Here is a 19,811-nt window from a genome sequence, read left to right on the forward strand (position 1 = left end):
CGGGTCTCGCACTCACCACGTTGTGCGTGGTGATGGCCCTGTGCACCGCCCTGGTGTATCGCTTCACCGGGCTCGGCAGCGTGTTCGTCGCTCCCGCAGCCGCAGTTCGCGGCGCAGCGCAATTGGCGCTGGTGTCACTCGTTCTCGCAGCGGCGCTCACACACCTCTGGTCGTCGATTCTCGTGTTGGTCGTGATGCTCGCCGCCGCCGTATGGACGTCGGTGCACAGGTCCGAGGCCGGACGTTCCGGCTGGTGGCTGGCGCTCGCACTCGTTACCGGCATCGGCATGGTGCTTCCCCCGATGCTGATCAGCGGGGTAGTTCCGCTCGAGGGTGTGGCACTCGTGCCGATCGGCGGAATTGTGCTCGGGAACGCGATGGTCGCCACCTCCCTTGCCGCCCGCAAGGCGCTCGACTCGATCACGGAGCGTTGGGGCGAGGTGGAGGCCGCCCTGAGCCTGGGGCTGGAAGACCGCGATGCCCGGATCGAGGTCGCCCGGCCGGCCGCGGCCGATGCACTGCTGCCCGGGCTCGATCAAACCAGGACCGTCGGGCTGGTCACCCTGCCCGGAGCGTTCGTCGGCGTGCTGCTGGCCACCGGTTCCGCCGTCCAGGCCGGGGCGGTGCAGATTCTGGTTCTCGTGGGGCTGCTGCTCGCTCAGACCTGCTCGGTCGCCGTGACGATCGAACTGGTGTCCCGGGGCGTCGTCCACCGATAGGTACTCGTCATGCGGCCGGTGCCGGTGGAGGCACCGAGACCACCCCACGCACGGCCTGTTCGAGCGCACGCGCGGCGAGCGGATCGGTCACGTTCGCGGCCTCGAGAAGCAACGCGGACGGCAGGTCGACGACGCAGTACTTGATGAAAGTCAGTGCGGCTGCGTCCCGGCGGTGCCACACTTCGTCCGCAAGCAGCGCGATCAAGGTACTCAGCGAGCGTCGCAGCCCCGTCAACTCGCGGCGCTGCGCCTCCGTCAGATCCGGGGTGGCGAGGTCGTCAGCTTTCACGAAGAGCAGCAACTGTGCGCCCAGATCGGCCTGCGCCGCATAGGCCGCGGGGGCGAGCGCCGCCGCAACGACCGCATCCGAGCCGGATCCGTTCGTGGCGAGTGCGTCGTCGACGGCGGCGCGCTGGAATTCGACGAACTTGGTCGCCTCACGTGCCCACGCCGCCGCCAGTAGTCCGTCCCGTGAACCGAATGCGTTGTAAATGGCGCCGTTCGAGGCTCCGGATGCGTCGCTGAGTGCTCGTATCGTGACACCGGAAGTGCCCCGCCGCACCCACAGCTCGCGCGTGTGGTCGAGCAGGTCGTCGAGATCGTGTCGGCGAGGCCGTCCCAAGGGTGTTCCTAACAGTCGACAATCGGTGGGGTACGAGTCAGCTGACATCCTGACTCAACGTGTCGACGGTCGAAGCGAACATCATCTTCTTGATCGTGCCGACGGTGTTGCGGTCTTTGCCGATGAAGGGACGAACGTAGTCGGCGGCTTCGGACTGGAGTACGCCGAGTTGGGCGGTGGCGTCGACGAGACCGTCTTCGCATGCCTGCGGGCCGGCATAACGATGTCCGGTGGTCATCGCCTTGACCGCAGCGCTGGGCGTCAGCTTGCTGGTGATGAGAGCAGACATTCCCGGTGCGAACGGCACCTTGATGTCGGCCTCGGGGAAGCAGAAGAAGCCACGGTCTTCCCGCATGATCCGGTAGTCGTGTGCGAGAGCCAGCATGGCGCCCGCACCGAAAGCATGACCGTTCACCGCGGCGACGGTCGGGACGGGAAGAGTGAGGAACCGGGCGAACAGGGTGTGCACTCGCTCGACGTACTCGGCGTGCTCGTCCAGGTGCTGGGCCACCCATTCGATGTCCAGCCCGTTGGAGAAGAACTTTCCGGTTCCGATGGTCACGAGAGCCGCTGCATCCGTGCCGGCCTCGAGTTCGTCCAGGAATCCGTTGACGGACGCGAGCCATTCCAGGCTGAAACGATTCTCGTCGTCTCCGAGGTCGAGTGTCCAGATGGCGCCGTCCTGCTCGATCGATGGCATGAGGGTCATTCCTTCCGTCGACAGATGTTCCGGACCGAGTGGTGACGGAACACCAGTGAGCGTAACAGAGCAAACGCTCTAAAACCCGGTGCGGGCGGAGAGGTCAGTGCAACCAGGACCTTGCGGCGGGCGTGAACGACGCGCATACCGCCGCCGCGACCATCGCGCAATAAACGAGGGGTGCCCACTGCAGAACGCCTGCAGTTGCCTCACCGGCGTCGGACATCAACATCCAGAAACCGATACCGCCCGCCACGGCGGCCACGCCTGTTACGGCCAGAACCACCCGTCCCGACGCTTTGCGGCGCCGCAACAACAGGGCGCCCAGCGACGTCACCAGCGCGAGAACCAGTGCCATCCCCGCACTGCCGATCAGGGTGAGTCCGATCGTGTCGGCGATGTCTGCCGGGTCGTCTCCGGAGTTGTTTGCGGATACGGCGCGCTCGAGCGAATCCCGGACGTCCGCGAGGTCGAGTAGGGTCGCGCCGGCGATCCCGGCCAGCAGCGCGACGGACGCGGCCCACGCTGCCAACGAGACACTCACCGCTTTCGGTATCCGGTCGCTCGGCGTCGTACGCAGAGGTGTGATCGCGACCTCCGGCCGGGGTGGAGGCGGTCCAGGAGTGCTGGAGCGCGGTGAATGTTCGGAGGGGCTCGTCACGATCGGAGCGTAACGCTGCGACCGGCGGAGGCGGAGGGTTGTTCCTCATCTCGCTCGCATCGTTAACGATCTGGTGTTTGCCTGCGACACTGTCGGTGTGGACATCAAAGGTTGTGCACCTGTAGCACCGACAGAGGAGGAGTAGCAGATGTCACGAGTACGCCGGACGATCATCGTCGCCGCCACTGCGCTTGCCGTGGGGGCAGCACCTGCCGCAACTGCCGCGGCATCACCTTCGCCCGCCCCGCATCCAGTGGCGGCCGACGCGCTGACCTTCAGCCTTCCTGCGATCAGTGGTCTCGAAATCGGGCCCGGTGGAGTTCCCGGCGGATCGTTCCGGCCGATCACGGTCACGGCAGACCTGGCGCCCGCCACGCTGCAGAATCCGCCACCGCCGGCGGGGGTGACCTTCTCGGTTCAAGATCCGGCCTCGAATCTCGAAGCGCCGCAGTACTATCAGTATTCGTATCGGCACCTTCTGGTGTCGTGGCGCAACCTTGCCACCGGCGCGACAGGTGAGGTGCCGCTTCGGCACTGGGATCGCCCCGACTTCGAGTACGACTCTCCGAGCGAGAAGCTCCCCACTTCGGCGACCGCGGTCACCGGCTCGGGTCCCGTAGTGGCCACGGTCACGGAGATGCGCACGCCATACCAGGCGCCACCAGTCCCGATCAACCTAATCCCAGGGGTTATCGCGATCTCGGTTCCGTGACCGAACTCAGTGACTCTAGTGCGTAAGCGGTAACCGGCTGGCTTCTGCGAGTGCGCACCGGCACGAATGGAACATCCGTCCCGTCAGATCGGACGGATGTTCCATTCGTCCGAGGACCTTTTTTGCGAGGCGGGAACAATTCCGAAAGTCCCTCCGTTGAGCATTACGACAAACTTGAGCGCACCAGGCTCAGCTTCGAGTTGACGTCGGACATGCTCCGGAGGCAAACTTGAGCGGAAGGCGCTCAGCGGTGTTTGACAAGCAGCGCCACTCCCCGCAGCCCAAACGAACTGACCAGCTGCATTACGAAAGTGAGGAAACACTATGGCTCGTGCCGTCGGTATCGACCTCGGTACTACAAACTCTGTCGTGTCTGTGCTGGAAGGCGGCGAGCCCGTAGTGGTCGCCAACGCCGAAGGCTCACGCACCACGCCTTCCGTCGTCGCATTCGCGAAGAACGGTGAAGTTCTGGTCGGTCAGCCCGCCAAGAACCAGGCCGTCACCAACGTCGACCGCACCATCCGTTCCGTCAAGCGCCACATCGGCACCGACTGGAACGTCGAAATCGACGACAAGAAGTACACGTCGCAGGAGATCAGCGCCCGCACGCTCATGAAGCTCAAGCGCGACGCGGAGGCCTACCTCGGCGAGGACATCACGGATGCCGTCATCACGGTTCCCGCATACTTCGAGGACGCACAGCGCCAGGCCACGAAGGAAGCCGGTCAGATCGCCGGCCTCAACGTGCTGCGCATCGTCAACGAGCCCACCGCAGCCGCGCTCGCGTACGGGCTGGACAAGGGCGATTCCGAGCAGACCATCCTGGTCTTCGACCTCGGTGGCGGCACCTTCGACGTCTCGCTGCTCGAAATCGGCGACGGCGTCGTCGAGGTTCGCGCCACCTCCGGTGACAACCACCTCGGTGGCGACGACTGGGATCAGCGCATCGTCGACTGGCTCGTCGAGAAGTTCAAGTCGCAGAACGGCATCGACCTCACCAAGGACAAGATGGCGCTCCAGCGTCTGCGTGAGGCAGCCGAGAAGGCCAAGATCGAACTGTCCTCCGGTCAGAGCACCTCGATCAACCTGCCGTACATCACGGTGGACGCGGACAAGAACCCGCTGTTCCTCGACGAGCAGCTGACCCGCAGCGAATTCCAGAAGATCACCTCAGATCTGCTCGATCGCACCCGCGCACCGTTCCAGGCTGTCGTCAAGGACAGCGGCATCGCCGTCAAGGACATCGACCACGTCGTTCTCGTCGGTGGTTCCACCCGTATGCCCGCAGTGTCCGACCTGGTGAAGGAGCTCACCGGCGGACGTGAGCCCAACAAGGGCGTCAACCCGGACGAGGTCGTCGCCGTCGGCGCCGCGCTGCAGGCCGGTGTCCTCAAGGGCGAGGTCAAGGACGTTCTGCTCCTCGACGTCACCCCGCTGTCCCTCGGTATCGAAACCAAGGGTGGTGTGATGACCAAGCTCATCGAGCGCAACACCACCATCCCCACCAAGCGGTCCGAGACCTTCACCACGGCCGACGACAACCAGCCTTCGGTGCAGATCCAGGTGTTCCAGGGTGAGCGCGAAATCGCCTCGCACAACAAGCTGCTCGGCTCCTTCGAACTGGCTGATCTGCCGCCCGCCCCGCGTGGTGTACCGCAGATCGAGGTCACCTTCGACATCGACGCCAACGGCATCGTGCACGTGACCGCCAAGGACAAGGGCACGGGCAAGGAAAACACGATCAAGATCCAGGACGGCTCCGGTCTGTCCAAGGAAGAGATCGACCGCATGGTCAAGGACGCCGAGGCACACGCCGAGGAGGACAAGGCCCGTCGCGAAGAGGCCGAGACTCGCAACCAGGCCGAGTCGCTCGTGCACCAGACCGAGAAGTTCATCAAGGACAACGAGGAAAAGGTGCCCGCCGAGACCAAGGAAAAGGTCGAGGCAGCGATCAAGGAGGCGCAGGACGCACTTGCCGGCACCGACCTCGCGGCTGTGAAGGCTGCCGTCGAGAAGTTGGGTGCGGAGTCGCAGGCTCTGGGTCAGGCCATCTACGAGGCATCTGCCGCCGAGGAAGCCGCCAACACCGACGGCGACTCTGCAAGCAGCAACGACGACGTCGTCGACGCAGAGGTTGTCGACGAACCGTCCGACTCGGAGAAGAAGTGACGTCCGAGAACTCCGAGCAGGAGCCGGTAACTTTCGTCGACAAGCGAAAGATCGACCCCGATACCGGTGAAGTACGGGAAGCGGCTGAAGAAGCTCAGCCGCTTGCCGGCTCGGATGTGACAGGGGACGTGCAGGACGGCAGTGCCACCGACGGTGCCGCTGCGGAGGTCGAAGAGCCCACAGTCGAGGCTGCGGCACCGGAGACCGACGAACTCGCAGAGCGCACCGCGGATCTGCAGCGTTTGCAGGCGGAGTACGCCAACTACCGTCGACGTGTGCAGCGGGACAAGCAGGCCGACATCGCCGGTGCCAAGGCGTCGGTGGTCAGCGAGTTGCTCGGCGTACTCGACGATCTGGACCGTGCTCGCGCACACGGCGATCTCGACTCGGGACCGCTGAAGGGTGTGGCGGACAAGCTGACCGGTACTCTCACCTCGCTCGGATTGAGTGAGTTCGGTGCCGAGGGCGATCCGTTCGACCCGGAACTGCACGAAGCAGTCCAGCACGAGGGTGAGGGCAACGACCCGGTCCTCGGCATGGTCATGCGAAAAGGCTACAAATTCGGTGAACGCGTTCTGCGGCATGCGATGGTAGGCGTGACAGATCGTGCCGAAGGTGCTGCGCCTGCCGACACGAACGACACCGACCTGGCGGACGCCGCCGAGCCGGAACAACAGTAAGAAGCGAGAGGAGGAGACGCCCGGTGAGCCAACGGGAGTGGATCGAGAAGGACTTCTACAAGGAGCTGGGCGTCTCCTCCGACGCCTCGCAGGACGAAATCACGCGGGCATACCGAAAGCTCGCGTCCAGCCTGCACCCCGACAAGAACCCTGGCGACACCAAAGCCGAAGACCGGTTCAAAGCGGTCAGCGAAGCAAAAGCCGTGCTGGGTGATCCGGCCAAACGCAAGGAATACGACGAAGCTCGTCGGCTCTTCGCCAGTGGCGGCTTCGGACGATCCGGCGGTGGCTTCAGCCCCGGCGGCGGTGCCGGCGGCGGCGGATTTCAGGGTGGCTTCGACATCAACGACCTGTTCGGTGGCGGTGCAGGTGGAGCCGACGGTGGACTCGGCGACGTCTTCGGTGGTCTGTTCAACCGTGGTGGCGCAGCTCGAGGTCCCCGCGCCTCCAGGCCGCGCCGTGGTGGCGACGTCGAAACCGAGACGACACTCGAATTCCGTGAAGCGGCACTCGGAGTCACCGTTCCGCTGCGTCTGACCAGCCCGTCTCCGTGCACCACGTGTCACGGAAGCGGCGCCAAACCCGGCACCAGCCCACGTGTGTGCCCGCATTGCAACGGCAGTGGTGTCATCAGCCGCAACCAGGGGGCGTTCGGCTTCAGCGAGCCGTGCGACGACTGTCGCGGCACCGGATCGATCATCGATTCGCCGTGCGCCGACTGCAGAGGCAGCGGTGTCACCAACCGGACCCGCACCATCACCGTCCGCGTCCCGGCAGGCGTCAGCGACGGGCAGAAGATCCGTCTTGCCGGGCAGGGCGAAGCCGGACTGCGCGGCGCACCGTCAGGCGACCTGTTCGTCACCGTCCGTGTGCGTGCGGACAAGGTGTTCGGCCGCAACGGAGACGACCTGACGCTCGTGGTTCCCGTCAGCTACGGCGAACTCGTACTGGGCACCACGGTGTCGGTTCCCACTCTCGAGGGCCGCGTCGGCGTCAAAGTGCCTGCGGGCACGGCCGACGGCCGAATCCTGCGCGTCCGCGGTCGCGGCGTACCCAAGCGTGGCGGCGGCAGTGGTGACCTCCTGGTGACCGTGAAGGTTGCGGTCCCGCAGAAGCTCGACGACCATGCAACCGAAGCACTGGAAGCGTATCTGGACGCCGAGAAGGCCAGCGGCTTCGATCCCAGGGCCGGGTGGGCAGGTGTCTGATGACCGACCGCCGACGCGACTCCCGTGAATCAACGGTTGACCCCGATGCGCAAATCTTCGTGATCTCGGTGGCGGCCGACTTGGCGGGTATGCACGCGCAGACCCTGCGCAACTACGACCGACTCGGCCTCGTCATTCCGCACCGCACCACCGGTGGTGGCCGCCGATATTCGCCGCGCGACGTTGCGATGCTCCGCGAAGTGCAGCGACTTTCTCAGGACGAGGGCGTCAACCTCGCCGGCATCAAACGCATCATCGAACTCACCAATCAGGTGGAGGCACTGCAACATCGAGTGCGTGAGATGGCCGAGGAAATCGCCAAACTGCACTCGGGATACCGCGGCGACCTCGTCCCCGTGCCGCGGAGCACGGCGCTCGTCGTGTGGAAGCCGAAGCACCAGCGCGACAACTGAGACCTGAGAAAAATCAGGTGTAACAGGTTTCAGTTTTTCCGGATCGACGTTATCGTGTCGGTGACCGAGGACACAGCCTTCGTGCAGAGTGAGGACACCGATGACGGACGAGTACGCAAACCTGCACCGCCCCGCGTATACCGCGGATCTTCTCGTCGCCGCACTGGACCGAAATCTGGACAAGCCCGCCCTCTACCTCGGTGACGTGGTGTTGACCGGTGCGCAGATGCGCGACCAGATCAGCAGATTTGCGCAGGCACTGGCCTCGCTGGGTATCGGCAAGGGTTCGAGTACGGCCATGCTGTCGAAAAATCGCCCGGAGGTGCTCATCAGTATGGGCGCCACCATGATTTCCGGCTGCCGTGCCAGCGCACTGAACCCGATGGGATCCTTCGACGACCACACCTACATCGTCGACGACGCCGAGATCGAAACCCTGATCTTCGACCCGAGATTCTTCGAGGAGCGGGCAGCGCAACTGAAGGCCGCATCTCCCACCATCGAAAACGTGTTGTCACTGGGCCCGTCCGAGGTCGGTATCGATATCCTGGCGCTCGCCGCAAAGTTCGAGCCGCAGCCCCTCCGGACGGCAGATGTCGGGCCGGAGGATCCGAGCAGCATGGTCTACACCGGGGGCACGACGGGCAAGCCCAAAGGGGTGATCGGTACCTATCGGTCCGGGGCCGCGCTCAACCAGATTCAGATGGCCGAATGGCAATGGCCGGATGAGCCCCGATTCCTCATCTGCACACCGCTCTCACATGCCGGCGCCGCATTCTTCATCCCGACACTGCTGCGCGGCGGCGCCCTGGTCGTGTTGCCCGCCTTCGAGCCCGCGGCGGTCCTCGAAGCGATCGAGAAGTACAAGATCTCCGCCACGATGCTGGTACCGACCATGATCTACCTGCTGATGGATCATCCGGACCTCGCGAAGCGTGACGTATCGAGCCTCGAAACCCTCTTCTACGGTGCTTCGGCAATGTCGCCTGCGCGATTGAAGGAAGGCATCGACAAGTTCGGTCAGATCTTCTTCCAGTTCTACGGGCAGACCGAATGCGGGATGACCATCGCGGTCCTCCGCAAGGAAGAACACGTCGCCGACGACCCGGACCGCCTCGCCACGTGCGGTCGCCCCGTCCCCTGGCTCGACGTGAAACTCCTCGACGACGACCTGAACGAGGTTCCGCAGGGTGAGCTCGGCGAAATCTGTGTGCGCGGACCGCTCGTGATGAAGGGGTACTGGAACAAACCGGAGGAGACGGCCGAGGCGTTCCGGGGCGGTTGGCTACACACCGGGGACGTCGCACGCCGGGACCGTGACGGTTTCATGACCATCGTCGACCGCAAGAAGGACATGATCGTCACCGGCGGATTCAACGTGTTCCCCCGCGAGATAGAGGACGTCATCTCCGCGCACCCTGCGGTCGGGTCCGTTGCGGTTGTCGGTGTCCCGGACGAGAAGTGGGGTGAGGCGGTCAAGGCCTGCGTCGTGCTCAGGTCGGGGCAGACGGTGGGCGCCGACGAACTCGTAGACAACGTGAGGGCCGCGAAAGGTTCGGTTCACGCACCGAAGTCGGTGGACTTCGTCGACGAACTCCCGCTCACTCCGCTGGGCAAACTCGACAAGAAGACCCTGCGCGCCCGCTACTGGCAGGGCGCACAGGGTCGTCTGGTCGGGTGAGGTTCAGGAAGTGGCGCCCGCCCAGGTGTCCGGGCCGAACACCTCGTAGTGGATGTTCTCCTCGGGCACGTTCCGTGCGATCAACGCCTGCTTGAGCGACAGCATGAACGGCAGCGGTCCGCACAGGTAGGCGCGGGTTGCAGGATCGAGAGCGATCTCGGACAGGTCGGCGTGACCTTCGCGGACCACCCCGCGGTGATCGCGCGCACCGAGGTCCTCGTACCACTGGTGCACCTCGGCGCTCGGAAGACGGCCGACCAGCTGCGCCAACTCGAGTCGGTGTGCGTGGTGCGCGGCCGAGCGGTCGGCGTGCAGCACCGACACCTTCCGCTCGTCGGAGGTCTGCGCCAGGTGATCGAGGATGCCGATCATCGGAGTGCAGCCGATGCCTGCCGACGCGAGCAACACGGGGCTGCCGTCGTCGACGATCACGAGGTCCCCGAACGGCAGGCTCACCGTCAGCTCGTCGCCTTCGAACACGTTGTTGTACAGGTGGTTCGACACTTCGCCGGCAGGGGAGATGGAACCGTCTGCCTCGGTCTTCTCCAGGATGCGCTTGACGGTGATACGCCAGTCACCGCGCGACGGCGCCGACGACAGGCTGTACTGACGGATCTGGCGAGCCCCGTCCGGGAGTGTCACACCGACCGAGATGTACTGGCCGGGCGAGAACTGTGGTAGAGCCTGACCGTCGACGGACGTGAGAACGAACGATACGGAGTCCGCGGACTGGTAGATGCGATCACGCACCCTCACCGTGCGCCACACGTCGCCCGGCTTCACGCCTGCCGACTCGTACAGGCCGGCTTCCATACCGATCAGGGTGTTCGCCATCAGCCAGTACACCTCGTCCCAGGCAGACGCGACCTCGGGCGTGACTGCCTCACCGAGGATCTCGACGATGGCCTCGAACAGGTACTTGTGGACGATCCAGTAAGCGTCCGGTTCCACGCCCAGCGAAGCGTGCTTGTGAGCGATGCGCGACAGAATGGCGTCGACCTTCGCCTGGTCCGGTTCGAGTTGCAATGTCGCGAAGGCAGCAATCGAACCTGCGAGCGCTTTCTGCTGCTCACCTTGGTTCTGGTTGCCACGGTTGAACAGGTCACGCTCGAGGTCGGGGTGAGCTGCGAACAACTTGCGGTAGAACAGCGGGGTGATGTCCCCGATGGCGCCGCCGACTGCAGGCAGCGTCGCTCTGATCACTTCTTTGGATTCGGTCGACAACATGATGTGTCTCCGCTTCTGTCGTGGCTGGTCAGTGGACGGGCGCACCGGAATTCCGGGCTGTGGGAACTGCTTCCGGCGACAACTTGGTGAGCATGATGTGCAATTGCTGCTGCGCTTGTTCGGCGCAACGACGCAGGTGGTCGATGTCCGGTCCTGGCGCGCTGGCGGGTCGGGCATCCATGAGTCCTGCACGTGCGGCGACTTCACGGGCGTTCGTGAGGATCTCCTCGAACTGGCTGCGCGCGTCCGCGACGAGTTCTTGCGCGTAGCGGTCCGCTTCGGCGACCGTTCGGTCGGCAGACGCCTGAGCCTGACTCAACAAATCCACGGCGCGGGACGAGATTTCGTCGTTTTCCCGTTGCGCTCCTTGCTGGTCTGCGAGCTCGCGCAACGCGTTGTCGCGCTCGCGCAGTGCTTCGTCCCGCTCGCGCTTCAGCTCGGTGGCAGCACTGTTGCGTCCCTCGAGTTCGCTCACGCGACGCCGCAACTCGACGAGTTCCCGGTTGTCGGTCTGAGGTGGACGGCGCACATGAGCGGCCTGCATGGAATCGAGTGTCATCGCGACCTTGTCGAGGAAGTCGTCGACCTCGTCCATCGCATACCCCGGCTTGAGCATGGGGGTTTGTTCGAACAGGACGTTGCGGACTTCTTTTGCGCTTATCGTCATGCGGGGACCTCGGCTGGTTTCGGACGTGCTGTGGGAGCGTGGGGAGTGAAGTCTTCGTGGCGTATCGCCTTGGGGTCCAAGCCCGTGCGAACGAGTTCGTCCACCGTGTGGCGAACCATGCCCTCGGAGCCGCACACCAATGCGGTATAGCCCTCCCACCAGTACATTTCGGCGGCAACCGTGCCGACCAAGCCGCGCTGTCCGGGAAACGTGGGATCGTGAGACACGACCGGGATGTAGGTGAACCACGGTCGACTGCTCATGTGCTCGAGATAAGCATGGTCGTACAGGTTCGGGGTGTAACGCACACCGTGAAACAGCAGCACGTTGGGGGCGGCCGAAGACGTACCCCAGCGGTTGTCGAGCTCTTCGACAACCGCGCGCAGCGGCGCAAGCCCGGTTCCCCCTGCCACCATGAGCAGGTTTCCACTGTGGTCGGGATCGAGTGTGAGCTTGTTGCCCACAGGTGCGCCGAGTTTGATGATGTCACCCGGGCGCACGTTGCGCGCCAGCTCGGGACTTACCTGCCCACCAGGAACGATCTCGACCTGGAGTTCCATCGTATGGTCGTCGCGCTGCGCGCTGGCGGGACTGAAATAGCGCCACGCGCGGGGACGATTCGGGACCTCGACCGCCATCGATTGGCCGGCGACGTACGGGTAGGGCTCGAACGTGCGAATCTCGATCAGCGTGATGTCGAGGCTGTGGCGCTTCACCCCGGTGATTTCTGCATCCCACCAGGCTGGAGTACTCGATTTCGACGCTTCGGCCGCTGAGACCATGATGTCGGCGACCGCACCGTATGCAGCCTCCCACTCGTGGCGCAGTTCGGGTGTCCATGCGGGACCGAGGAAACGGGCGAGTGTGGCCAGCAGGGAGGCGCCGGCAGCGGGGTAATGGGCTTTGACGACGCCGAAGCGGCGATGTTCGCGCCCCAACTGTTCGAGGTACTCACGATCGGTGGGCAGCGACTCGACATTGGTGATGATATGTCCGAGGGCCGAGAAGAATCGATCTCGCTGAACCGTCATCGACACCGGGAACATGTCGCGGACCTCGGGGTGCGACAGGAACAGATGCGAGTAGAAGTACTGGATGGCGGGGTCGCCGACCTCGACGACTTGACCCCAACTCGCCTGCAGCGCTGCGGTGTTCATCGAGGGCCTCGCGACATCGTTTGTACCTTTCGCTCTCGCGGCACCATCGATGCCGCCCCGAGAGTTAATCGGTAACACGACCGGTACGCAAGTTTCAGTTTCAGTAGGGGTCGAACGTGATGTTCCCGGAAGGAGTTCCGGTAGCTCTCAGACTATCGATGGTCGCCCGGACCATTGCAGCCGAGCCGCAGACGAGGACTTGGTTGTCGACAAAGGCGCCGTAGGACGACACCACCTCGGCCAGGTTCCCTTCGATGAGGTCTTCTTCCCTGAACCCGATGCTATCGGACCCGAGATTCTGGCGGATCTGCTCGTACCAGTCGTCCTGCCACTCCGGGTCGTACACGGACTCGACCACGGGAACAACTGTGAGCCAGGGTAGCTGCTGCACGAGAAGCAGCAGCATGTCCGACGCGTACAGGTCACGTGGCGTGCGGTCACCTACGAAGAGGAAGACCTTGGGTGGATTCTCGCGCTGGGCGAGGTCGAGCAGGATCGAACGAAACGGGGCCAATCCGGACCCTCCTGCCACCATGACCACGTCGCGGCCGGTGTCGTCGACCGCCATGGTTCCGCGGGGGTCGAGGATTTCCCATCTGTCACCGGGGCGGGTGTCGGCGACGATCGCCCCGCTGACCCATCCTCCGGGCACGGTTCGGACGTGGAATTCGAGCTTGCCGTCCTTGGACGGCGGCAGCGCCGGCGACAACCTGCGCAGCAACCGAGGGTTCTGGGGAATGCTCACGTCCACGTATTGACCCGCCTCGAACGGCACAGCGTCACCGACGAGGCGAACCACCGCGAGGTCGTGTCGCAAGCGGTGGTGCTCCACGACGGTGGCGGACCATGTGGACTCCATGCTGTGTCTCCCGACGGTCGAACTGGACATCGAATCGGTCACATCAAATCCGTGACATCAAATCCGTGACATCAAATCCGTGACATCAAAGCAGGGGGTCATGGCTGATCCGACTCGAGGGGGTGCCGACACTCTGCAAGGCGTAGAGGGTGGTCTTGATCATCGCAGGTGAGCCGGAAACCTGAATCTGACGATCGGCCCAGCTTCCGAACTGTGCGACCACGCGCCCGATCGGTCCGTGCAGCCGCTGATGCAGGCCTGATGGCCACGGTGGCATCTGCCCTGCGTGCCACCACGGATTCTCGTCCTCTTCGGATACCGGAACGATGGTCAGCCACGGGTTGCTCAGCGACAGTTGCCACAACGTCTCGAGGTCGTACAGGTCGCACGGGTATCTGCCGCCGACGAAGAAGTGGACTCGCGGGTTCTCCGCGCGCATCGCCATGTCCATGACCTGTGCCCGCAGTGGTGCGATGCCTGTTCCGGAACCGATCATCAGCACGTCCTCACCGGATGTTCGGTCGACTTCGAGTCCGCCGAGCGGCGAACTCAGTAGCCATCGGTCGCCGACCTGCGTTTCCGAGACCATCCCCGGACTCACCCAGCCACCGGACACGCGCCGAACGTGAAACTCGAGTTGCCCGTGCGGGTTGCTCGGGATCGCAGGGGACAGATACCGCCAGAATCGCGGTCGCTGCGGAATCTGAACACTCAGGTACTGACCGGCCTCGTAGGGGATGGGGGCCTCGCACTCGAGCCGCACGACGGCGAGGTCGTCGAGGATGCGTTCGTGACTGACGACCGTGGCACTCCAGGCGGCGGGGGCATCGTCGTTGTCCGCGGCGGTTGCCATCGTCCCGGTGATCACGTCGATCAGTTTCTGCCACGCCGTGGTGAGGGAGGGCGTCCAGATCGCTTCGGTCATCGCGCGCTGCACGGCGATCAGGAGCGGATGGGCGGCAGATCGGTAATGATGCCCCTCGACGCCGAACTTGCGGTGATCTCGACCCAACTGGGCGAGGAATCCCTCCATCCGCTCCGGATCGTCCAGATTGGCGACGACGAACTCGAGTGCGCGGAAGAATTTGTCGTTCTGCGAATCCATGGAGGCCGGGAACAGCGACCGATACTGCGGTTGTTCCGAGAACAGTGCGGTGTAGAAGTGCGTGGACAGCAAGCCCGGCCCGTGCGCGGTCGACCGAATCGACGAAAAAGTGGCGCGAAGTCGTGAGATCGTTGCCTCGTCCAAGACCTGGGTCAATCGGTTCCCCCTGCCGTGCGAGCCCACTGGGAGCTCTCGTGCGCGTTTCGTGTGGAGCGCCCGCATTCTATCCCGCATCCGCTGGTGCGAACCGAGGATGGTTCGGTCCCCAGAAGGCAGGTTCGATCCACCGGGGGTTGCCAGGCATGCCATGATGTCCCGGCAAGTCGCACATGGAGCGGTCTCGGCAAGTGAACGGCTCGAGAGTGCCGGGAAGAATCGACAGGGGAATCGATGGTGTTCAGCGCGCGTGAAGCGTCGAGGTCCGCAGTGTGTATCGCCGTGGCCGCGGCGGGGTGCATGACGTTCGCCGGTCCGGTGGCGAGTGCCGACCCTTCGGGTGGGGGTGTAGTGAACGTCGCAAAGGTGGAGCGGGCGGCCGAAGATGCGCCGAACGGCTCCTCACTGCGCGGGGCCGAGAAGCTCACCGACCGTCAGATGGACCTGACAGTGCATTCGGCTGCGATGGACAAGGACATCACGGTCCGGGTGGTGCGGCCGAACGCCGAAACCGCGTCCGAAGGCGCGTCGGCATCGGTGTACATGCTCGGCGGTGTGGAAGGAAATTCGGCGGACCGCGGCTGGGAACAAACCACTGACGTCGTCGAGTTCTTCGCCGACAAGAACGTCAATCTCATCATCCCCTTCGGTGGCGAATCCAGCTACTACACCGACTGGCAGCGTGAAGACCCCGAATTGGGACGCAACCAGTGGGAAACCTTCATGACGAAGGAACTGCCGCCGATCATCGATTCTGCGTTCGACACGAGTGGGAAGAACGCCCTGATCGGTTTGTCGATGTCGACCACGTCCGTGCTGAACCTCGCGATCGCCGCACCCGGCCTGTACGAGGGGGTGGGCGCATACAGCGGATGTGCGATGACCAGCGACCCGATCGCGCGCCGGTTCGTGGAGATCACGGTCTCCGATTACGGCGGCAACCCCGTCAACATGTGGGGCGGACCCAACGACCCCATGTGGGTGGAGAACGATCCCTACGTGAACGCCGAGAAGCTGCGGGGAACCGCCCTCTACATCTCGAGCGGGACAGGCAAGCCGGGACCGCACGATCGGATCGATGCGCCGGCCGTCGCCGGCGACCACAAGATGCTCGCCACCCGAGTGGTGGTGGGGGGACTGATCGAGGCGATCACGTACCAGTGCACCACTCGCATGGCCGAAAAGCTGGACACCCTGGGAATTCCGGCAACGGTGAATATCCGGCCGACGGGCACACACACCTGGCCATACTGGGAAGAGGACCTGCACGATTCCTGGCCGGTGCTCGCAGAATCGCTCGACCTCGAGAACTGATCGAAGTTGAGCGGAACAGACTCAACCTTTTGAGCGTTGAACCGGTATGAGAATCGTCCGGGCCCGTACAGCCCGGACTTCATACTGCGCGATCGTGCCGCGCTGATCGACCACAGTGCGATTCGAGGACAGAGCGGCACGACGACAGCGTCTTTCGACGACCAGAAGAGGTGACCAGTGGATTCGTTCAACCCGACCACCAAGACGCAGGCCGCGATGACCGCTGCCCTTCAGGCGGCGTCGTCGACCGGCAACCCCGACATTCGACCAGCTCATCTGCTGGCGGCCCTGCTCGATCAAACCGACGGCATCGCAACCCCGCTCCTGAAGGCGGTCGGTGTCGATCCGGCTTCGGTGCACCGCGAGGCACAAACTCTCGTGGACAAACTTCCCAAGACGACCGGCTCCACCACGACGCCACAACTCGGGCGTGAGGCGCTTGCGGCGCTCACCGCCGCGCAGCATCTGGCGACCGAACTCGACGACGAGTACGTCTCCACCGAACACCTGATGGTCGGATTGGCATCCGGTGACTCCGATGTGTCCGCGTTGCTCGCCCGGCACGGTGCGACGCCGGAAACGCTGCGCGAAGCCTTCACCGCCGTCCGTGGCAGTGCCCGGGTCACGAGCCCGGACCCGGAAGGTACTTATCAGGCGTTGGAGAAGTACTCCACCGACCTCACGGAGGCGGCGCGCAACGGGAAACTGGATCCGGTGATCGGCCGTGACAACGAGATTCGTCGAGTGGTCCAAGTGCTCAGCCGCAGAACCAAGAACAACCCGGTGCTCATCGGTGAGCCCGGCGTCGGTAAGACCGCCATCGTGGAGGGTCTCGCCCAGCGCATCGTCGGAGGCGACGTCCCCGAATCGTTGCGCGGCAAAACCGTGGTCGCACTCGACCTGGGCTCGATGGTCGCGGGTGCGAAATACCGTGGGGAGTTCGAGGAGCGGCTCAAGGCCGTCCTCGACGACATCAAGAACTCGGCCGGTCAGGTCATCACCTTCATCGACGAGTTGCACACCATCGTCGGCGCCGGTGCCACCGGCGAGTCGGCGATGGATGCCGGCAACATGATCAAACCGATGCTCGCCCGTGGCGAACTGCGGCTCGTCGGCGCCACCACCCTCGAGGAGTACCGGAAGTACATCGAGAAGGACGCCGCGCTCGAGCGACGATTCCAGCAGGTTCTCGTCGGCGAACCGTCCGTCGAAGATACCGTCGGCATTCTGCGTGGCCTCAAGGACCGGTACGAGGTGCACCACGGTGTGCGTATCACCGACTCGGCGTTGGTGTCCGCCGCCACGCTCAGTGACCGCTACATCACCTCCCGATTCCTTCCCGACAAAGCCATCGACCTGGTCGACGAGGCGGCGTCACGCCTGCGCATGGAAATCGATTCGCGGCCAGAGGAGATCGACTCGGTCGAGCGGATCGTCCGTCGGCTCGAGATCGAGGAAGTGGCACTGCAGAAGGAGCAGGACGCTGCATCGCAGGAGCGGCTCGAAAAGCTACGGCAGGAATTGGCGGACGAGCGCGAGAAGCTCAATCAGCTGACGACGCGATGGCAGAACGAGAAGCAGGCCATCGACTCGGTTCGTGAGGTCAAGGAGCAGCTCGAGACCCTGCGCGGCGAGTCCGACCGGGCCGAACGCGACGGTGACCTCGGCAAGGCAGCCGAACTGCGATACGGGCGCATCCCGCAATTGGAGAAGGAACTCGAGCAGGCGGCACACGATTCCGGCGCCGCGGCGGACGGCGACGTCATGCTCAAGGAAGAGGTGGGCCCGGACGACGTGGCCGACGTGGTCGCTGCGTGGACCGGTATCCCCGCCGGCCGGATGATGGAAGGGGAGACCGCGAAGCTGCTGCGCATGGAATCGGAACTCGGCAGGCGCGTCGTCGGGCAGTCGGAGGCCGTGCAGGCGGTGTCGGACGCGGTGCGCCGTGCCCGCGCCGGTGTGGCCGACCCGAACCGTCCGACGGGATCGTTCCTGTTCCTCGGGCCGACCGGTGTCGGTAAGACGGAGCTGGCGAAATCTCTCGCCGACTTCATGTTCGACGACGAACGTGCCATGGTCCGCATCGACATGTCCGAGTACAGCGAAAAGCACTCGGTTGCCCGGCTCGTCGGTGCACCTCCCGGTTACGTCGGGTACGAGGCGGGCGGACAGCTCACCGAAGCGGTGCGCCGTCGTCCGTACACCGTGGTGCTGTTCGACGAGGTGGAGAAGGCGCATCCCGATGTGTTCGACATCTTGCTGGCCGTGCTGGACGAGGGCCGTCTGACCGATGGGCAGGGGCGCACCGTCGACTTCCGGAACACCATCTTGATTCTCACATCGAACCTCGGTGCAGGTGGAACTCGTGAGCAGGTGATGGAAGCGGTGCGGCACGCGTTCAAGCCGGAGTTCATCAACCGCCTCGACGACGTGGTGGTGTTCGAGCCGCTGTCGGAGAAGCAACTCGAGTCGATCGTCGATATCCAGCTGCAACAACTGTCGAAGCGGCTGTCGGCGCGGCGACTGACGTTGGACGTGACCGATTCGGCGCGGGCGTGGCTGGCGGCGCGTGGATACGACCCACTGTACGGCGCCCGACCGTTGCGGCGGCTCGTTCAGCAGGCGATCGGGGACCAACTCGCGAAGCTGTTGCTCGCCGGTGAAGTCAAGGACGGAGACACCGTGCAGGTGACCGTGTCCGAAGACGGGGATCGCCTCGTACTCGGCGGATGAGCTACCGCCGGAGTGGGCGCCTTCACAGAGGTTTCTCGAGAAGTGCGTCTACGCTGACAGCCTGTTCGCGCGTACCGACAGTAAGGGAGGGGAGCCATGACGAACCCCGATGATCCGCGCACACCGCAAGAACGCGCATACGACCCGCGTGAGACCGATCAGCCGACTCAGCAATTCTCGACGTCCGATCCGGCTCAGGCGTACGGCCAGGGGTATGCACCCGCGCCGTACCCGAATCAGCCGTACGGGAACGAGTACCCGACCGAGCAGTATCAGGGCCAGCCGTATGAGGGGCAGCAATATCAGCAGCCTCAGCAGCCGAACGCCACGCAGGCTTTCCCCACCTACGGGGGTCCGCCCTACGGGCCCCCGCCGTACGATGCGCCCCCGCAGGCTCCGGAGGGGGTTCCCCCGCCCGATGACGAGAACAACAAGGGCGGAATCGGCAAGTGGGTGGCGCTCGGTGCCGGTGGGCTACTCCTGATCGCTGTGATTCTTTTCGGTGTCATGTTGTTCGGGTCCGGAGGTGACGGTTCGACGAATACCGCCGGCCCGGCCACCACGACGCAGCAGGATGAACCGACGGAGACGACGCCGCCGTCGTCGGAGGCCGACGAGCCGACGGATTCGAACGATCCGGGGCTCGACCAGGTTCCGGGTGGCATCGGTGAGGCCCTCGGTGGGGTCGGCGCGACGATGGGCACCGTCACCGCCAACGACGGTGGCACATTGACCCTCGACGGGATCGGTGGGTCGACGGTCACTGTTCGCACCACGCCGGACACTCGGGTGGTCGGTCTGACCGGGGGCACTGTCGCGGACGTGCAGCCGGGTGACCGGGTCATGGTGCAGGGCAGTGAACTCGAGAACGGTGTGATGACGGCGGACATGATCATCAACACCTCGCTGCCCGGAACCGGCGGAAATTAGGGTTCCCCTGTGAGTGGTTGTCGAGTCCAGAGACTCGTCAACCACACACACGCAGGAGTGGGGGCCAAGACGGGGCCCCCCACCAGTTGGGGTAGGTG

Annotated in this window: 18 protein-coding genes; 10 read left to right on the forward strand and 8 right to left on the reverse strand. The window is 64.4% G+C overall.

Annotated elements, in window-relative coordinates:
* Window positions 1-32 precede the first annotated feature (32 nt).
* Window positions 33-719 (forward strand): ABC transporter permease, encoded by a 687-nt coding sequence (locus ACZI8Q_RS14390; RefSeq protein WP_463374246.1) that lies wholly within the window; start codon window positions 33-35, stop codon window positions 717-719.
* 7 nt (window positions 720-726) lie between these two features.
* Here the strand turns inward: ACZI8Q_RS14390 and ACZI8Q_RS14395 are convergent, their stop codons facing one another.
* The 3 genes from ACZI8Q_RS14395 to ACZI8Q_RS14405 form a co-directional block, all read right to left on the reverse strand.
* Entirely contained in the window at window positions 727-1,341 is a 615-nt protein-coding gene (locus tag ACZI8Q_RS14395; protein ID WP_463374222.1) for a TetR/AcrR family transcriptional regulator, read from the reverse strand.
* Between the two features lie 37 nt (window positions 1,342-1,378).
* Entirely contained in the window at window positions 1,379-2,050 is a 672-nt protein-coding gene (locus tag ACZI8Q_RS14400; RefSeq protein WP_463374223.1) for an enoyl-CoA hydratase/isomerase family protein, read from the reverse strand.
* Between the two features lie 94 nt (window positions 2,051-2,144).
* Complete coding sequence (locus ACZI8Q_RS14405; protein WP_463374224.1) at window positions 2,145-2,702, reverse strand: hypothetical protein; 558 nt, start codon at window positions 2,700-2,702, stop codon at window positions 2,145-2,147.
* Between the two features lie 148 nt (window positions 2,703-2,850).
* Here ACZI8Q_RS14405 and ACZI8Q_RS14410 point away from each other — a divergent pair, with 148 nt between their 5' ends.
* The 6 genes from ACZI8Q_RS14410 to ACZI8Q_RS14435 all read left to right on the forward strand — a co-directional run bounded on the left by ACZI8Q_RS14410 (window position 2,851) and on the right by ACZI8Q_RS14435 (window position 9,565).
* Window positions 2,851-3,414 carry a hypothetical protein gene (locus ACZI8Q_RS14410; RefSeq protein WP_463374225.1) on the forward strand — a complete coding sequence of 188 codons (564 nt, stop codon included), beginning with the start codon at window positions 2,851-2,853 and terminating at the stop codon, window positions 3,412-3,414.
* A 324-nt stretch (window positions 3,415-3,738) separates the two neighbouring features.
* Window positions 3,739-5,583 (forward strand): molecular chaperone DnaK, encoded by a 1,845-nt coding sequence (dnaK, locus tag ACZI8Q_RS14415; RefSeq protein WP_463374226.1) that lies wholly within the window; start codon window positions 3,739-3,741, stop codon window positions 5,581-5,583.
* The gene (gene grpE / locus ACZI8Q_RS14420; protein ID WP_463374227.1) at window positions 5,580-6,263 is read left to right on the forward strand and encodes a nucleotide exchange factor GrpE; all 684 of its coding nucleotides are present in this window, start codon (window positions 5,580-5,582) and stop codon (window positions 6,261-6,263) included. The genes dnaK and grpE overlap by 4 nt, the downstream gene beginning before the upstream one ends.
* Window positions 6,264-6,286: 23 nt before the next feature.
* Window positions 6,287-7,471, forward strand: a complete 1,185-nt coding sequence (gene dnaJ / locus ACZI8Q_RS14425; RefSeq protein WP_463374228.1) for a molecular chaperone DnaJ — start codon at window positions 6,287-6,289, stop codon at window positions 7,469-7,471.
* Window positions 7,471-7,884: a heat shock protein transcriptional repressor HspR gene (locus ACZI8Q_RS14430; RefSeq protein WP_463374229.1), complete on the forward strand. Its 414-nt coding sequence runs from the start codon at window positions 7,471-7,473 to the stop codon at window positions 7,882-7,884. Before dnaJ ends, ACZI8Q_RS14430 begins: the two co-directional genes overlap by 1 nt.
* 100 nt (window positions 7,885-7,984) lie before the next feature.
* Window positions 7,985-9,565: an AMP-binding protein gene (locus ACZI8Q_RS14435; protein ID WP_463374230.1), complete on the forward strand. Its 1,581-nt coding sequence runs from the start codon at window positions 7,985-7,987 to the stop codon at window positions 9,563-9,565.
* Window positions 9,566-9,568: 3 nt separating this feature from the next.
* Here the strand turns inward: ACZI8Q_RS14435 and ACZI8Q_RS14440 are convergent, their stop codons facing one another.
* The 5 genes from ACZI8Q_RS14440 to ACZI8Q_RS14460 all read right to left on the reverse strand — a co-directional run bounded on the left by ACZI8Q_RS14440 (window position 9,569) and on the right by ACZI8Q_RS14460 (window position 14,724).
* Window positions 9,569-10,792 (reverse strand): globin domain-containing protein, encoded by a 1,224-nt coding sequence (locus ACZI8Q_RS14440; protein ID WP_463374231.1) that lies wholly within the window; start codon window positions 10,790-10,792, stop codon window positions 9,569-9,571.
* A gap of 28 nt (window positions 10,793-10,820) precedes the next feature.
* Window positions 10,821-11,459: a DivIVA domain-containing protein gene (locus tag ACZI8Q_RS14445; protein WP_463374232.1), complete on the reverse strand. Its 639-nt coding sequence runs from the start codon at window positions 11,457-11,459 to the stop codon at window positions 10,821-10,823.
* Window positions 11,456-12,616: a globin domain-containing protein gene (locus tag ACZI8Q_RS14450; protein WP_463374233.1), complete on the reverse strand. Its 1,161-nt coding sequence runs from the start codon at window positions 12,614-12,616 to the stop codon at window positions 11,456-11,458. The genes ACZI8Q_RS14445 and ACZI8Q_RS14450 overlap by 4 nt, the downstream gene beginning before the upstream one ends.
* 100 nt (window positions 12,617-12,716) lie before the next feature.
* The gene (locus ACZI8Q_RS14455) at window positions 12,717-13,475 is read right to left on the reverse strand and encodes an FAD-binding oxidoreductase (protein WP_463374234.1); all 759 of its coding nucleotides are present in this window, start codon (window positions 13,473-13,475) and stop codon (window positions 12,717-12,719) included.
* 85 nt (window positions 13,476-13,560) lie between these two features.
* Complete coding sequence (locus tag ACZI8Q_RS14460) at window positions 13,561-14,724, reverse strand: globin domain-containing protein (protein WP_463374247.1); 1,164 nt, start codon at window positions 14,722-14,724, stop codon at window positions 13,561-13,563.
* A 246-nt stretch (window positions 14,725-14,970) separates the two neighbouring features.
* Between ACZI8Q_RS14460 and ACZI8Q_RS14465 the strand changes: the two genes are divergently transcribed.
* From ACZI8Q_RS14465 to ACZI8Q_RS14475, 3 genes are all read left to right on the forward strand, one after another.
* Window positions 14,971-16,050, forward strand: a complete 1,080-nt coding sequence (locus tag ACZI8Q_RS14465; protein ID WP_463374235.1) for an alpha/beta hydrolase — start codon at window positions 14,971-14,973, stop codon at window positions 16,048-16,050.
* A gap of 177 nt (window positions 16,051-16,227) precedes the next feature.
* A complete protein-coding gene (gene clpB / locus ACZI8Q_RS14470) occupies window positions 16,228-18,783 on the forward strand; it encodes an ATP-dependent chaperone ClpB (protein WP_463374236.1) in 2,556 nt (851 codons plus the stop codon).
* A 96-nt stretch (window positions 18,784-18,879) separates the two neighbouring features.
* Window positions 18,880-19,713: a DUF5666 domain-containing protein gene (locus ACZI8Q_RS14475; protein WP_463374237.1), complete on the forward strand. Its 834-nt coding sequence runs from the start codon at window positions 18,880-18,882 to the stop codon at window positions 19,711-19,713.
* The last annotated feature ends 98 nt before the right edge of the window (window positions 19,714-19,811 follow it).

It is taken from the genome of Rhodococcus quanlei (assembly GCF_055231015.1).